Annotated in this window: 16 protein-coding genes; all 16 read right to left on the reverse strand. The window is 38.6% G+C overall.

Going from position 1 to position 16,786, the window contains the following annotated elements; genetic code table 11:
* Positions 1–167 precede the first annotated feature (167 nt).
* Positions 168–428, reverse strand: a complete 261-nt coding sequence (locus tag C8270_RS04020; protein WP_106495599.1) for an RNA-binding S4 domain-containing protein — start codon at positions 426–428, stop codon at positions 168–170.
* 5 nt (positions 429–433) lie between these two features.
* Positions 434–1,882, reverse strand: a complete 1,449-nt coding sequence (gene mazG / locus C8270_RS04025) for a nucleoside triphosphate pyrophosphohydrolase (RefSeq protein ID WP_106495600.1) — start codon at positions 1,880–1,882, stop codon at positions 434–436.
* Positions 1,866–3,467, reverse strand: a complete 1,602-nt coding sequence (locus C8270_RS04030) for a putative polysaccharide biosynthesis protein (RefSeq protein WP_106495601.1) — start codon at positions 3,465–3,467, stop codon at positions 1,866–1,868. Before C8270_RS04030 ends, mazG begins: the two co-directional genes overlap by 17 nt.
* Before the next feature lie 677 nt (positions 3,468–4,144).
* Entirely contained in the window at positions 4,145–4,681 is a 537-nt protein-coding gene (spoVT, locus tag C8270_RS04035) for a stage V sporulation protein T (protein WP_106495602.1), read from the reverse strand.
* Between the two features lie 263 nt (positions 4,682–4,944).
* Entirely contained in the window at positions 4,945–8,469 is a 3,525-nt protein-coding gene (gene mfd / locus C8270_RS04040; protein ID WP_106495603.1) for a transcription-repair coupling factor, read from the reverse strand.
* Between the two features lie 70 nt (positions 8,470–8,539).
* Entirely contained in the window at positions 8,540–8,770 is a 231-nt protein-coding gene (locus C8270_RS04045) for an anti-sigma-F factor Fin family protein (protein WP_106495604.1), read from the reverse strand.
* Positions 8,771–8,923: 153 nt separating this feature from the next.
* A complete protein-coding gene (pth, locus tag C8270_RS04050) occupies positions 8,924–9,484 on the reverse strand; it encodes an aminoacyl-tRNA hydrolase (RefSeq protein ID WP_106495605.1) in 561 nt (186 codons plus the stop codon).
* A 261-nt stretch (positions 9,485–9,745) separates the two neighbouring features.
* The gene (locus tag C8270_RS04055) at positions 9,746–10,372 is read right to left on the reverse strand and encodes a 50S ribosomal protein L25/general stress protein Ctc (RefSeq protein ID WP_106495606.1); all 627 of its coding nucleotides are present in this window, start codon (positions 10,370–10,372) and stop codon (positions 9,746–9,748) included.
* 141 nt (positions 10,373–10,513) lie between these two features.
* Positions 10,514–11,467: a ribose-phosphate diphosphokinase gene (locus C8270_RS04060; protein WP_106495607.1), complete on the reverse strand. Its 954-nt coding sequence runs from the start codon at positions 11,465–11,467 to the stop codon at positions 10,514–10,516.
* Positions 11,468–11,482: 15 nt separating this feature from the next.
* A complete protein-coding gene (glmU, locus tag C8270_RS04065; protein WP_106495608.1) occupies positions 11,483–12,862 on the reverse strand; it encodes a bifunctional UDP-N-acetylglucosamine diphosphorylase/glucosamine-1-phosphate N-acetyltransferase GlmU in 1,380 nt (459 codons plus the stop codon).
* Positions 12,863–13,075: 213 nt separating this feature from the next.
* Entirely contained in the window at positions 13,076–13,366 is a 291-nt protein-coding gene (gene spoVG, locus C8270_RS04070) for a septation regulator SpoVG (RefSeq protein ID WP_106495609.1), read from the reverse strand.
* A 120-nt stretch (positions 13,367–13,486) separates the two neighbouring features.
* Positions 13,487–13,849, reverse strand: coding sequence for a hypothetical protein (locus tag C8270_RS19700; protein ID WP_158701589.1), 363 nt, complete (start codon positions 13,847–13,849; stop codon positions 13,487–13,489).
* 185 nt (positions 13,850–14,034) lie between these two features.
* A complete protein-coding gene (gene purR, locus C8270_RS04075; RefSeq protein WP_106495610.1) occupies positions 14,035–14,853 on the reverse strand; it encodes a pur operon repressor in 819 nt (272 codons plus the stop codon).
* Between the two features lie 65 nt (positions 14,854–14,918).
* The gene (ispE, locus tag C8270_RS04080) at positions 14,919–15,776 is read right to left on the reverse strand and encodes a 4-(cytidine 5'-diphospho)-2-C-methyl-D-erythritol kinase (RefSeq protein ID WP_106495611.1); all 858 of its coding nucleotides are present in this window, start codon (positions 15,774–15,776) and stop codon (positions 14,919–14,921) included.
* Between the two features lie 360 nt (positions 15,777–16,136).
* Positions 16,137–16,307, reverse strand: a complete 171-nt coding sequence (locus tag C8270_RS04085; protein ID WP_106495612.1) for a small, acid-soluble spore protein, alpha/beta type — start codon at positions 16,305–16,307, stop codon at positions 16,137–16,139.
* Positions 16,308–16,489: 182 nt separating this feature from the next.
* Entirely contained in the window at positions 16,490–16,756 is a 267-nt protein-coding gene (veg, locus tag C8270_RS04090) for a biofilm formation stimulator Veg (protein ID WP_106495613.1), read from the reverse strand.
* Positions 16,757–16,786: the final 30 nt, after the last annotated feature.

Raw genomic sequence — 16,786 nt, forward strand, 5'->3', positions numbered from 1 at the left:
TCCCACCGAGTATGCTTCGAGTTGCGAGGAGCGCTACTTCACCGAGATTACTTGTAACTCAGGCGAGCACTCAGCACGAGGAGGCTCTCCAGCCACCCCCGGAAAGCGAAGTGTATACGGGCTGCGGGGCAGGGAGCAACAAACATTACGAAAAATGGCCCTTATAATTAACTGTTGCTCTTTTCCTCTTTGATCACTTTATACAATGTCTCTGCTTCATCTTTCTTTACGGCCTCTTTCAAGTTGGTAATTTCTATAGTTACTAGCTTCTGCCCGAATTGAATAACTAATTCATCGCCTACTTCTACATTAGAGGCGGCCTTTGCCTGGTTGCCGTTGATCGTTATCCGACCTTTATCTGCAACTTCTTTTGCTAATGTACGCCGTTTAATTAATCTAGATACTTTTAAAAATTTATCTAAACGCATTTCAATCACTCCTTTTCTTTTGCTTGGTCCCAGAGTGCATCCATTTCTTTTAAACTTACTTCATTGATGTCCTTTGCTTGTTCGTTTACCTTCTCTTCAATATAAGAAAACCGGGAAATAAACTTTTGGTTCGTTCTATTTAATGCAACTTCCGGATTCACTTTATAATACCTTGAAATATTTGCTAGTACAAATAGAACGTCACCCAATTCCTTCTCTACTTCTACTTGGTCATTCTCCTCAATAGCCTCTTGTACTTCTTTTATTTCCTCTTGCAATTTATCCCATGCACCATCAACCGTTTCCCATGCAAATCCAACCTTTGCAGCCTTTTTTTGCAACTGATAGGCTTTAGCAAGGGCAGGAATACTTTTAGAGACACCATCTAAAACGGATTTACGCTGATCACCTTTTTCCTCTCGTTTTAAGGCATCCCAATTGGTATACACGTCAGCAACAGAATCAACCGTTTTATCACCAAAGACATGTGGGTGGCGATGGATCATTTTGTCTGTAATAGATTTAATAACATCATCAATTACAAAATATCCGTTATCTTCGCCAATTTGACTGTGGAGCATGACTTGTAAAAGAATATCACCCAATTCCTCAACAATCCCGTCATCATCTTGGTCGTCAATTGCATCGATAAGTTCATAAACCTCTTCGATTGCATATTCCCGCAGCGATTCATGTGTCTGTTCCTTATCCCATGGGCAACCATCTGGACTACGCAATTTGGCGATTACTTCTCGTAAACGACTAAAGGTATGATGTAACAGGTCATGTGATACTGGTGGGATGTATACACTAGTTAAATTATTTACTTCCATGGAATGATCAAGCTGTTCTAATGGAATAATTGTCATCTTTTCCTGCTTGCTCCCTGCTGCTTCGACAACAGTAACTTGATAATCAGCCGGCAAATCCTCTAACAATGCAAGCTTTACATTAGAAGCAGTAAAACGATCGTAAACTTGGCAAAAGATAAGATGATGCCGATAATCGAGTTGATGACGATTAAATGACGTGGCATCAACAAATTGAAAACCATCTATTGGATCTATTTTTAATCCCGTAAATAAATCATCCAGATAGCTTTGACCACCGACAACATCAATTGTTACTTCCTTCTGCTCCAGTAATAGCTGTACTGTTTTTTCCGCAAGCATAGGATGGCCTGGAACAGCATAAATCACATTGCCTTCACCCGATTGCTCAATCAATTCTTTCGCAATCTTTTGGTAAACATCCGCAAATTGCTGATTAGATTCATAAATATTATCAAACGATTCAAATAGAACTCCCTCTGCTTGCAAGGCCTCAACAACCGGATGCTCAAATGTTCGAACATAAACTTTTTCCGTCGTACTCGTTAACTTTTTATAGATTCCAAGCGGCAACTGATTAATATCACCAGCACCTAACCCAACAACTTCAATTTTTTGATTCAAGCGAATTCCTCCCTCTATGTAGCCAAATGAAAAAAGAAGAAAATGGGAGCATCATTAATTCCTCTTCCGAAAATGCCCTCTTTTTCACCAATAAAACCATATATACAACCGCCCCAGTTACTGCTACACCGATAACATAAGCCAGTAATCCCAAGCGAGAATTTATGTCAAAAAACACGAAAACATAATGAATAAGATAGAGATAAACAACCATGACACAGCTAGCAATGAGCAATGCATGCCAATTAATAGTTTGCCAAAAGTTTAGATCTGGCAACTTCTTTCTTAATTCGATAATAACCAATCCACACAGTACTAGCAAGCTGATTACAGTTGCAATGGCACTCCCAGTAATACTCCATAATGGTACAAATAATTGATTCAACGTCCATTTAATGAAAAAGGCAATTAAAATAAAAGCTGCCGTTCGCTTGATATAGCCTAATCCCTGTAAAATAGATGAGGCCGTTATTGCGAGCGAACAAAGAAAAACAGCAATGCTAAGAATACGTAAACTGGTTGTTCCTAAATCATTTTCAAATAATACGGTATTTACTTCTGGAAAAATAACAAGTAACCCAACTGTCGCACCTACAGCCAGATAAAAGCTAAATATTAACCCGCTGCGAATGTAATGATAACTTTGTTGAGGATTAGATTGCAACTTTTGCTTCGATATGGATGGAATCAAGGCTAATGCAAACGATGATCCAATCACAGTACCGAGTTGAATTAATGGTTGTCCTCTGTCAAAAACTCCCTTTAACTCCATTGCCTCGATTTGTGATATCCCAAAATCCTTTAGGCCCGGGACCAATGTAAATGCGTCAGCGAATTGAATGACGATTAGTACCATATGGTTTAACGCTGCAATAATACCAAAGATTAGCAACGTTTTTAGATAATAGCCCCAAGGAATCGTAAACAAGTCAGGTTGGATTAGCCTTTGTTTGAAAAGAAACATTCCAAGAACGATAATCGCCATTATCCCGCCAGCTATGGAGGCTATTGCTGCAGCCTGTCCGATTTCATAAATATCCCTTCCATTGATGACAATTAATACAGCTGCCAAAATAATAATAAACACACGTATAAATTGCTCACCAATTTGTGATAGTGCGGTTGGCTTCATTTGATAACTTCCTTGAAACGCGCCACGTAATAAGGATGAAAAGGGAATCAACAAAAAAGCAAAGGCAGCAAACTGTAATGCCTGCTGTAGTTTGGGGTTACCCATCCAATTCGCAATCTCTCCAGCGGTTGACAATAAAAATAGAAATATTGCGCCATTGATCGTCAATAAAATAGTGAAGACAGGCACAAAAAAACGAGTAAATGAAAGCTGCCTTCCTTCTGATTTTAGATCAACCGCTATTTTAGAAATTGCTGACGGAAAACCATATAATGATAAGACCAAGACCATTCCAAGAAAGGGGTAAATTTGCTGGTAAATATAAAAACCAAGATCCCCTGTTAAGTTTTGCAGCGGAATCCGGTAACCTGCACTAAGCAGCTTGCTGACGAACCCAGCTAATGTAAGTAGCAAAGCACCTCTTACTAATTTATTTGATTCATTGCTAGCCATATTGACAAACGCCTTTCCATCCGAACTTCATTTCTTTTCCTAGAATGTTTTCGTATTGTTTGTTGCTATTCTTTCGTAGTTGATAGAAAATGTGCGCTAATTACCGCTACGGAAATAACTGGTATTGTTGCTCATTATATTCAGCTATTGCTTAAGTGAATTTCTGTTAAAGGGAAAAAAGTCGTGTAACGTTAGAATCCATGGCTTTTGCCTGTCAATAATCAGAGCACCACTATCAGCGGAGGCAGAATACGTAGACTCCTGCGGGAACAATGGTTTTCGGTGGGGCGAGTTAGCGCAGCCCCAGCACGAGTCTGAAGACCCCGCAGGACAAGGAAAGCTTCAGCGCATTACATCGCACGCAGAAAAAGTGGTTTACTTTTTCAAGGAAGTGGTTTTCTTCCGAGGAGGCTAAAGCCGTGCCCGCGGAAAGCGAAGTATTCTGCCGGAGCGGAATTTAGGCATTGCATCATCATTGTTACGATAGAGAATTGTCACTGTGTCGCATTTTATCTATCTTTCCCTATTATAGCATACGCTAGAGCTGGGCTTTGCCTCTTCCACTAGTTAGCCCTTTATAACCAAATTTTTATACAAAAGTACAAAATAAAGGGTCAAACCCCCTCGAATATCGAGAGAGTCAGACCCTTTTAGGATATATTCGATTCATCCTATTATCATTCCATCTGCTTTGCCATAAAGCTTGCTGCCGTTTCCACTGCTTTTTGTTCAACATTACTAAGTGTTTTATCATCTTTTGAAAACATCATGACACAACCAATCGGATCTCCATTTGCAATAATCGGGTTTAAACAATATGAGGATAATTCCTCATCTTTACTTTCCAAAATTTCCAATGTAGACGTTTCTGTTTCTAATAAAACGGATCGGTTCTCAATTGCCTTTTCCAATTTCGTTCCAATATTTTTATTTAAGTAATCTTTTTTTGAATCCCCGGCAACTGCAATAACTTCGTCACGATCACAGATAATAACCGGATAATTTAATGAATCAAATAGTGCTTCTGCATATTCTTGTGCGAAACTGCCCAATTCATTTATTGGTGAATACTTCTTTAAAATTACTTCTCCTTCACGATCAACAAATATCTCTAATGGGTCTCCTTCGCGAATACGCAGTGTCCTTCTGATTTCTTTTGGGATAACAACTCTTCCTAAATCATCAATTCGTCGTACAATTCCTGTTGCCTTCATCTTTATGAAGCCTCACTTTCCTATGATGATCGTCCCTGGGTTTCTTTCACATTAAAATTACAAACAATGGGTGCTTTTATTTTTCTTTTTCTCAGATCTGAACCCTTTTACATGGACCATCGTATTTTACCGAACTCCAGCCGCCAGCATTTTGTCTTTTTTCATTTACATACAGATTTTCCCGTGTTGTATGTGAAATAAACACCAGTTGTGGTTTTAGTATGAATCATCTGGAAGGAACTATACATTAATCACATTTTTTTCTAATCGTCACGATCGACAGTGGACAGTTGCTTAATAAAATCTTCAATAACTTCATATCGTTTATATTTGTTTTCCTTTGACCAATTAAACACAACTTTAAGTTTTTGATTTTCGGTGCCAAGTTGCACACCACGGCCAAATGTATTGGCTAATGTAAATAGTTTTGATCCATCAATCCCTTGACTACGGCTATCCTCGACAAGTAGTTCCACTTTTTTGTTTTTCTCGCTTATCGATTCAACTCTTTCCTGTTTTGCATACATTTTTAACGTCGCAATAATAAACAGGTTTGCCACTTCTTCAGGATAATCCCCAAATCGGTCGACTAATTCTTCTTTTAATGCATCTGCGTCATCCGCTGCAGCAATGGTTTGGAAACGTTTATACATTTCTATTTTTTGCTTTTCATCTTTTATATACGTGTCCGGAATATAAGCATCAAGATCAAGAGAAAGCTCTGGTTCAAAAGGTTTTACTTCATCTAGTTCTTTACCAGCTTTCCGTGCATCAATAGCATCTTTTAACATCTGCGAGTACATATCAAAGCCTACTGAATCAATAAAGCCATGCTGTTGTGCGCCTAGTAAGTTTCCAGCGCCACGGATCGATAAATCGCGCATGGCAATTTTGAATCCTGATCCAAGTTCAGTAAACTCCTTTATTGCCTGCAAGCGTTTTTCAGCAATTTCGGTTAAAACTTTATCTTTTTGATACGTAAAGTAAGCATATGCAACTCGATTGGACCGTCCTACTCGTCCTCTCAGTTGATACAGCTGACTCAAGCCCATCCGATCAGCATCATAGACAATCAGTGTATTTACATTTGGGATATCGACCCCTGTTTCGATGATCGTTGTACTTACCAAAATATCGAATTCCCCTTCCAAAAATCCAAACATCACGCTTTCAAGTTCTGTCTCATTCATCTGACCATGAGCAACCCCAATTTTGGCATCACCAACTAACATACCAATTTCCCGGGCAATACGATCGATGTTCTCCACACGATTATAAAGGAAAAACACCTGACCCCCACGTGCCATTTCCCGTTCGATTGCTTCTCTAATAAAAATCGGATTATATTCCATTACATACGTTTGAATTGGAAAGCGATTTTCTGGAGGTGTCTCAATTACAGATAAGTCTCGGACACCTAACATGGACATATGCAACGTTCTTGGTATTGGAGTGGCGGTTAGAGTCAAAACATCTACATTTGATTTTAACTGCTTAATTTTCTCTTTATGCTTTACACCAAATCGTTGTTCTTCATCCACAATAAGCAAACCAAGCTCATTGTACTGAACATCTTTTGATAATAAGCGGTGTGTACCGATAACGATATCTACAAGTCCTTTTTTTAATCCATCAAGTGTTTCCTTTTGCTGCTTTTTTGTCTTAAATCGACTCAAGAGCCCAATGTTAACAGCATGGTCTTGGAAGCGCTCGCGAATGGTTTCAAAATGCTGTTGTCCTAAAATTGTCGTCGGTACTAAAATGGCCACTTGTTTTCCATCGGCAACTGCCTTAAATGCCGCACGTATTGCTACTTCTGTTTTTCCATAACCAACATCACCGCATAACAAGCGATCCATCGGCCTTTCCCTTTCCATATCTTGTTTAATTTCTTCAATACATCGTAGTTGGTCATCTGTCTCCTGGTATGGAAAAGCTGCCTCAAACTCACGTTGCATCTCCGTATCCTCTGAAAATGCATACCCTTTTCGAGCTTCTCGTTCCGCGTAAAGTTTAATAAGATCATCAGCAATATCTTCAACAGACGATTGCACCTTACGCTTTACTTTTGTCCACTCGCTTCCACCTAATTTGTAAAGTTTGGGTTCCTTTCCTTCAGAAGCAACAAACTTTTGAACCAAATCAATTTGATCGATGGGTACAAAAAGCTTATCATCGCCAGAATACTTAATTAACATATAATCTTTGTGTAAATCATTGACCTCGAGTGTCTCAATGCCTAGGTACTTACCAATACCATGATTTGCATGTACAACATAATCGCCGATTTTCAATTCCTGGTAACTTTTGATTCGCTCTGCATTGGAGATCTTTTGTTTCTTTCTGGTGCGTTTGGTCACTTTTTTAAACAATTCATTTTCAGTAATGAGGACCAATTTATGCATTGGAAGTTCAATACCACTACCAATATTTCCAATCACGATTGTTGGCTTCGTAACCGGAAGTTTTAATTCTTTCGATACAGTCGCTTCAATATCGTAATCAGTAAAAATAGAATGAATCTTTTCTGCTCGCTTTTCATTTGGAGCCAAAATAACAACAGAAAAATCGCCCTTTTCCCACCGATTTAATTCATTTTTAAATAAATTCATTTGTCCATGAAATTCCTGCATTGCCCTCGACGATAAATTGATAATGTTTTGTGGTTGTGTATTTGGGATATGCCGTAAAAATACAGACATGTAAATCCGCTGTTGTTGCATCCTTTCCCCGATATCATGCCAATCAAAGGAAAATCTGCTCTGTCCTACCATTTGGTTTGAGGCTAATAGATTACTGTACCATTCAGCTTCCTCCGTATCCAAATTTGTTGCTGTCTCCTGAATCCTGCTCATTTCATCAAGGATAATTAGGCCATCTTTTGGTAAATAATCTAACAAACTAGCAGGGTTCTTATAGAGAAATCCAATATATTTATTCATCTCTTGAAAGCGCTCTAAATTCTTCAATCGTTCAATGTCATTTGCCATTACCTCGTTTAGCTTTTCTTTTGCTTCCGCTGTCTTGGTTTTTTTCAGTGATGTAGCCAAAGCATCCTCTAAACGTTCCGCACCAGCAATAATATTTTCATCAGTTAATAGCAGCTCTGTGGCTGGGCCAACCTTTACTTCTGTTAATTTTTCCAATGAACGTTGTGTGTCAGCATCAAAATAGCGTATCGAATCTACTTCTTCATCAAATAGTTCGATACGTATTGGATATTCCTCTGTAACCGGATAAATATCAATAATTCCACCACGCATGCTGAATTCACCTGGCGTGTTGACCATTGATGCACGTTCATATCCCATATTGACTAGTGATTGGACATATGATTGTATATTAATATCCTCACCAAGCCTAAACTGCAATTGATAGGTATGCCAGTACGATGGCGGTGGAAGTATCCGTTTCAATGCCGCAACAGGCGCAATTAGTATACCTGATTTCTTTTCGGACCATGTTGTTAACGCTTCAATCCGCTGACTTCTCAGTTCTGGACTTGCTATTGCTATTTCCGATGCAATTAATTCATTAACTGGATACAAATGGATATCCTTTTCACCAATAAATTCGGACAAGTCATCATACAGTTGTTGTGCCTGAACCAGTTGATGTGTTACTAACAATATTGGTTTATTTGTTGACTCATTTATAATGGAGACGAGTAAACTTCTAGCTGATCCTGACAGACCGGCTATAAGCTGTTCATGCATCCCGTTGGAAATACCACTTATAATTGATTGTATATCTTCTTTTGATTGTAAATATTCATTAATCCCTTTCATCGTAAACCCCCGATTAGGCTAGAACCGCAAAAATGCCTTGGCTAGGAACCAAAGCTAAGTGTAGCGTGTTCTATTGTATAAAAAAATCTAATTCATGATAATGCGGATTTGCCCCTAATGACGCTTCACAGTTCTCGCAAATTGTCTTTATATGGACATCACCGTTTTGTTGATAGTGAATCATTTCCTTTTTATCCTCTACAGATAATTTATCCAATCCAAGCATTGCTGAATCAACAACTTGCTGTTCAAGTTCGCCAATAACCTGCCCGCAATGTCTGCATTGATAGACAATAGACATACGTATACCTCCTCGAATAAACATGGGGTACCATAAAGTTTATCCGAAAAGTAATTTTTTATACGTAATTAAAATGTGCAGTTTTCGTATGAATTGTTGCTATTTGGGTCCGCAATTGCAATACATTTCCCACACATTTTAATTACTGTATTACTAAGCATTAAAATCGTTCATAACATCTATAAAAGGTTTATCAAGCCAGGTTTCACAGGCATCTGCGGCTTTCGTAATACTATTTGTAACATCATCCTGTTGTTCTTTTGGGAATGATCCTAACACATAATCAACAACTGAAATTGGCTTAGTTGGCCTTCCAACACCAATACGCAGGCGTTTAAATTCCTTTGTACCTAAGTGATCAATAATTGATCGAATGCCATTGTGTCCTCCATGACCACCCTTTTGTCGCAAACGAACTTTTCCAGTAGGGAGATCTAAATCATCATAGATCACCAGCAAATCAGCTGAATCAATATTGTAGTAATCTAATAATGGTCTAATTGATTCACCTGAGAGGTTCATATAAGTCTGAGGCTTGAGTAAAACCACTTTTTCCCCATTTATATTTTCCATCGCATATTTTCCATTGAATTTTGTCTTATTTAAATCCATTTGAAACCGATGCAACAGTTCATCGATTACCATAAAGCCAATATTATGTCTTGTTGTTTCATATTTTCTGCCTGGATTGCCTAATCCCACAATAAACTTCATTTTATTTCTTCCTTTTTTATTTGGCGCTTTTCTTTGTTTGCTTTTTAGATTTCGTAGTTGATATAAAATGTGACCTAACCCAGCGAAGTGTATTTCCGGAGCGGTGAAAAAGCAACAATCTTGAAAACAGCCTTAATTTAAAAAATAGTTGTATACATATAATTCACCCTCCTATAAGAGCAAACCCACTTACAGGAGGGTGGATAAAGGGAAATTTAATTGGATGAGGTCTATTTCACCCCACTGTTCTTGAATTCCTGTTTATTCGGCGTCACCTTTTCTATCAACTAAGTCAGGTTCGGCATTGTCATCTGGTACTTCTTCAACATCTTGTAATGTATCTGGTGGTACAACCGTCGCAATTGTTTGTTCTGGATCATCAATGAATTGATAATCTTTTCCTTGTGGTAAATCAGCAATTGCGATACTATCCCCTATTTCAAGTGCAGACACATCTACACTGATTTCTTCCGGGATATTTCCAGGTTTTGCACGAACTTGAAGCTCATAAAATGGTTGCTGCAATACGCCACCCTCTTTAGTGCCTTTAGCTTCGCCGTCTAATCTCAGTGGTACTTCGACATCCATTTCTTCAGACATATTCACAATGTAAAAATCAGCATGGATTAATTCGTCTTTAATCGGATCTATTTGATAGTCATGTAGCATAACATCGACAGGATTACCATTTTCAACATCAAGTGAGATAATAGTATTTCTGCCTTCGTCGCGAACCGTTTTCAATAAGTCCAGGCTATTTACAGCAATCGATTTTGCTTCTTTTTCCTTACCATAAACAACTGAAGGAACTTGTCCACTTTCCCTAACTTGTTTTGTAGTGGATTTCCTATGATCTTCCCGGTTTAACGCTTTTAATTTTACTGCCATGTTCATCATCCTCCAATTATTTAAAACTCAACATTTGCTAAGTCTCTTGCTAGAATTATGTTGGATTCTTATAACTATTTCTATTGAGTAAAACACTCTATATAGTTAATTCCCGATCTAACATCTTTCTAAACCTCTAAATTAATCGAACAGGATACTTACTGACTGTAATTCATGAACGCGAATAATTGCTTCACCAATAAGTGGTGCGACAGATAGTTCTTTAATTTTTTCAATTTGTTTTTCTTCTGGTAGCGGAATCGTATTTGTAATGACAAGTTCTTTAATTTTGGAATTATCGATTCGCTCGATTGCTGGACCGGATAAAACCGGGTGTGTACAACAAGCATACACTTCTTTTGCGCCATTCTCAATTAATGCGTTTGCAGCAAGGGTAATTGTTCCAGCTGTGTCAATAATGTCATCAATCAAAATAGCTGTTTTACCTTCAATATTTCCTACAATGTTCATAACTTCTGCTACATTTGGACGTGGTCTGCGTTTATCAATAATGCCAATTGGTGCTTTCAAACGGTCAGCCATTTTGCGTGCACGTGTTACACCACCATGGTCTGGCGAAACGATAACAAGGTCCTCTAAGTCTTTACCTTCAAAGTAATCAGAAAGGATCGGTACACCTTGTAAGTGGTCAATTGGTCCATCAAAGAAACCTTGAATCTGCGGCGCATGTAAATCAAGCGTAATGACACGGTCTGCACCAGCAGTCTCTAACAGGTTCGCGATTAACTTTGCTGTAATTGGTTCTCTCGCCCGCGCTTTACGATCTTGTCTCGCATAACCATAATATGGCATAACAATATTAATTGATTTTGCTGAGGCTCGTTTTACAGCGTCAATCATAATTAATAGTTCCATAATATGTTGATTAACAGGGGAACATGTTGACTGCACAATGTAGACATCACAGCCACGTATACTTTCTTCTATGTTAATTTGAATTTCCCCGTCACTAAATGAGGATACTGTACATTTCCCAAGTGTTGTCCCAATATGATTTGCAATATCCTCAGCCAATGTTAGATTTGAATTTAACGAAAATACTTTTAAAGATGGATCCTTATAGCCCGATGTCATGAAAATAACCCTCCGTTAATCTTGTTTTCTGTTTTTCAGCTTGGTTGCATAGCCTTCTTTATTCGTTTGTCTTGCACGTGCTACTGACAGTGAATCTCCCGGTACATCCTTTGTTATCGTAGAGCCTGCAGCGACATAGGACCCTTTACCTACTGTAACAGGCGCTATTAGATTGGAATTACACCCGATAAAAGCTTCATCTTCAATTGTGGTTAAAAATTTGTTTTTTCCATCATAATTGACAGTGATTGTCCCACAACCAACATTCACATTACTGCCAACATTAGCATCTCCAATGTAGCTTAAATGAGATACTTTACTTTTGTCACCAATAGTTGACTTCTTCACTTCAACAAAGTTACCAACCTTCACTTCATTGCCTACTTGTGCCTCCGGTCTAATGTGTGCATACGGACCAATTTGCACTCGATTGCCAATTTGGCTATCCTTGGCGACACTTTGTTTGACGACTGTTTCTTCACCAACTGTACAATTTGTAATCTCGGTATGTGGTCCAATTATTGCATTTGTTTTTATAGTAGAAGACCCCGTAATGATAGAACCAGGGTGAATCATTACATCTTGTTCTATTATAACATCTGGTCCAATATATGTGTTATCCGGATCAATAATTGTTACACCATTTCGCATATGATTTTCATTAATCCGTTTCTTCATTATCTTCTCAGCTTGCGCCAATGCTACTCGGTCGTTGACTCCTAATGTTTCAGAATGATTTGGAGTTAAAAAAGCACTAACCTTTTCTTTATTGTTTCGTAAAATTTCAATAACATCCGGTAAGTAATATTCCCCTTGTGCGTTATCATTTGACACTTTTTTCAGAGCATGGAATAGTGCTTGGTTATCAAAACAATATGTACCTGTATTTATTTCATTGACTTGAAGTTCTTCATCAGTTGCATCTTTATGTTCAACAATTCTTTCCACTTCTCCATCATCATTACGAATTACTCTTCCATAACCTGTTGGGTCTGGTGCGGTTGTTGTTAGAACAGTCGCCTTAGCCCCTGTTTTTTCATGGTGATCAAAAAGTGCTTGATATGTCTCACCCGTAATTAATGGTGTATCACCACATACGACAATTGTTGTACCATCTTTATCTTTTAATAAACCCTCGGCCTGTTGAACGGCGTGTCCAGTGCCCAATTGTTTTTCTTGAACAACAAATTGGCTCTCGCTGCCAATATCCTCCATGACCTGATCAGCACCAAAGCCAACAATAGTTACAAGCTGATCTAAGTCTACGGTTTTTATTTGGTTGATTACATGCTGCACCATAGGTCGACCTAAAACCGGATGAAGCACTTTATATAACGTTGATTTCATTCTTGTTCCTTGTCCCGCTGCAAGTATAACTGCATAGCGATTCATCATCAGGAAACCTCCATTCTAATTATCCATTATGAATATATCTTAAAAAGTGGATAATTTCAATAGATACAAGCCCGGCTCACGGTCTTATCAACCTTCTTTTTTGCCGTTTAACCATAGCCTTTCAAATTTATACTCGGTTATGTAATGTCTATACTATTTAAGACAAAAAAAGAGACTAATCCATTGCAGATTAGACCTCTCGTTGTTCCCCACTTACGAAGCGCCTGCTTCTTCATATTCAACTTCAGCTTCACCAACCCGGCGATATTCCTCCAATACAGCATCTTGGATTTTGGCGCGGGTATTGGAATTAATTGGATGTGCTATATCTCTAAATTCACCATCCGGAGTGCGCTTCGATGGCATTGCCACGAACAAACCATTATTACCATCAATAACGCGGATATCATGGACAACAAACTCAGAATCCAATGTAATTGATGCGATTGCACGCATTCTCCCCTCTGTAGCGACGCGGCGTAATCTTACGTCAGTAACTTCCATGATGTTTCACCACCTTTTCCCTTTTGAACTTATTACCAATATTCAACAAAAAATCAATAATTCCTGCTTAATATTGAAAAAAGTTTAAATAATTACTAAAAATTATTCAAATTAACCTTTTTATGTAAGGCTGTTTTCGTAAACTTTGTTGCTTTTTAACTTCGTATATGAAGGATTATGTGCAATAGTTAATATTACAAGGACTTCAATTGTTCTAATTAACAGAGGTGCTTGAATACGCTCCGCCAGAATACTTCGCTGATAAGAATTTTCTGGATTGTGAGTAGTTGTTAATGATTTTAATATTAAGTGGCTTTCTTCTCCCACGGACAGAAAATCAGACTTAGGCTTTGGGGAAATGCGAGACTCCTGTGGGAAAGGAACTGTCTGAAGACCCCGCAGTGAGCGGTTTTTGCTCGCGAGGAGGCTGAAGCGTTCCCCACGGAAAGCGAGTATTTCCCCCAAGCCGCGATTTCCACTCATCTTGTAAAGAATGAGTGGAAGTCACATAAAAGTTACTGCGCATTATATAGCTTATGTGTCATAAACAACAAATGTTTTCGGTGGGGCGAGTAATTGCAGTCCCAATCCTTTATAAAACAGCCTTATGTAAAAAGAACGGCAAAAGTAAAAGCTCTTCTATATTCCGGGGGATTTATAGTTAACTATTAATTGGAATTTACAATAGTACCTGGCAGGACCTGAATTTGCTTTTGTTTCATATCCACATTTTTAATTTTCACTAATGATATGTAGTTTTCAACAACACGTTCATCCTCTTCATCATCCGCTTCTGCCAATACACCAATAGCCTTTACATTTGCATTGAATTCTTCAAGCAGACTTGTCATCCCTGTAATGGTACCGCCAGCTTTCATAAAATCATCAACAATACAGACATTTGCACCATCTTGTAAACTTCGCTTTGGAAGTACCATGGTTTGAATTTTCCGTGATGATCCAGACACATAATTAATGCTTACAGACGATCCCTCTGTTACTTTCGGGTCTCGGCGAACGATCACAACCGGTACATCAAGGAACGAGGCAACAGCATATGCTAATGGAATCCCTTTTGTCGCTACCGTCATAACGACATCTATTTCCAACGATGAGAACGCTGCTGCTAATACTCGACCGATTTGTTTAACCATCTTTGGGTCGCCTAAAATATCACTCATGTATAAATAGCCCCCAGGAAGAATCCGACTTGGATCTTCTAAGGTATGGCAAAGTTCATCAATAAATAGATTGCTTTTTCCCTTTGAAAAATCTGGTATATATTTCACCCCGCCAGCTGCACCGGCAACAGATTGCAAATGACCAAGTCCTTCTTGCTGTAATACCCGATCAATAATAACTAGGTCTTCACTAATAGAAGACTTAGCGGCCTCGTAAAGATCTGCAAAGTATGGCAACGATGTATGTTGTTTAGGGTTTTCCAGAAAATAATTTGTTAATGAAACTAGTCGATCACTTCTTTTCATTACTACACCTCTAAAACCGAATATTTATTATAAAATACTACACTTTTATACGGCTTTAATCAAGTTTAGCGACGATCAAGTAATCGTACAATGTATACTTCTTCACAAAACCCTCTTAAGCCGTTATAAATGCGTTTTGCTTTACTATAATGTTCAACCAAGCCTACAATGGTGGGCCCACTGCCACTCATTACAACACCAGCTGCCCCCGCTTGTACCATTTTCTCTTTGATACGCTTTACGTTTGGGTGTAAACAAAATGTGATGTTTTCCAGAGCATTCCCGATGTTGCTTGATAAACTAGCAAAGTCACCTTTTTCCATTGCCTGGATTATTTTATTTGTATTTGGATGATGAAGTTCATCAAGATTAACTTTCTGGAAAACGGTCTTTGTCGATACCCCTATATTTGGCTTTGCTAGGACAACATAACAGAAGGGGGGTGAAACCAATTCATGAATTTTTTCTCCATGACCAGTTGCTAGTGCTGTTGTACTATAGACACAAAAAGGGACATCCGATCCAATACATTCACCCAAATCCGCCAGTTCCTTAAGTGTAGCATGGACAGACCACATTTGGTTAAGCCCGCGTAACACAGCAGCTGCATCACTACTCCCCCCGCCTAGGCCAGCTGAAACCGGGATATTCTTTTCTATTTCAATGCGCACGCCATTATTAATATGATATTTGTTTTTAAAAGCTAAGGCAGCCTTATACGCCAGATTCCGTTCATCATTCGGCACATATTGATTATCTGCTGACACCTCAATATGATCCCCAGACAAAGCGTGTAGTTCAACACGGTCAACTAAATCGATGGCAGTCATGATCATCTCAACCTCATGAAAGCCATCATCCCGCTTTCCCAGCACATCCAAAGACAAATTAATCTTAGCCGGCGCCCTCTCAAAAAAAACCATCTCCGTCACCCACTTTATAAAACTATAACAAATTGTATCATAAAATGAAAAGTGCAGGCGACTGCTTTGGGGTGAAACGTATAAGCAAAAGACCGCAGAACGAGTGACCTTGTCGTTCGGAGTGTCTATTGCTTATATCGCGAACCCCAAGGAGCCGGAACTGGATCGTGAAAAGTGAAGTGGGCTTGATTAAAGACGAAAAACATAGTCAAGGGATCAGAGAGCAATGAACTTGTGCTCGGAGTGTCCATTGACTATGTCTCGAGTCTCTAGCCCACTGAACTGGATCTAGAAAAGTGGAGGCGACTGCTTTGGGGTGATATACTAAAAGAGGCAGACCGTCTACAGTCTGCCTCTTTTCTATTGTTGCATGTTCTGCTCAGCTATTTCAATTGCTCGTTTCACCATATTTCCGGCATCTCTAGCCTTAATGCCGCCCCAGCCTTCTTCTTGCACCGTGTCGTAAAAACCTAACTCTTTAGCGATTTCTTCTTTCAATTGGTCTGACATAATACCGCCACGTCTACCCATGAAAGAGCTCCCCCTTCTAATATGAGCTTTCCTTCTTACGACATTTATAGCTTTACCCTATTAGCTAAACATACACCAGTTATTTATATGTAAAAAAGGAAAATAATTTATGGAAGTGTTATATTTCGGTTACATATCTTCATACTTTAATATTATAAAAAACAAAGCAGTAAACGTTATGTTTACTGCTCAAGTATCATCGTTTTTGTTCTATCATCTTGAAAGCTTAGTTCTACTGTTTCTGTTAAAACGTCTGCATAGCTGTATGAAACACGTTCGAAGGCGTTCTCGTCTTGATCAAGTTCAACAATGAAAACAGAAGGATACGTTTCTGCCAATATACCATAACGTTCTATCGTCTTCCTTCTCCCACCATTGGCTTTTAATTTTAACCTTTTACCTATTTGGCACTCAAGACCTTGCTTAATTTCGATTAATGTTTTTGCCACTATACTCCACCTCACTAACAACTATATTAC

It is taken from the genome of Lentibacillus sp. Marseille-P4043 (genome assembly GCF_900258515.1).
Taxonomy (GTDB): Bacteria; Bacillota; Bacilli; order Bacillales; family Amphibacillaceae; genus Lentibacillus_C.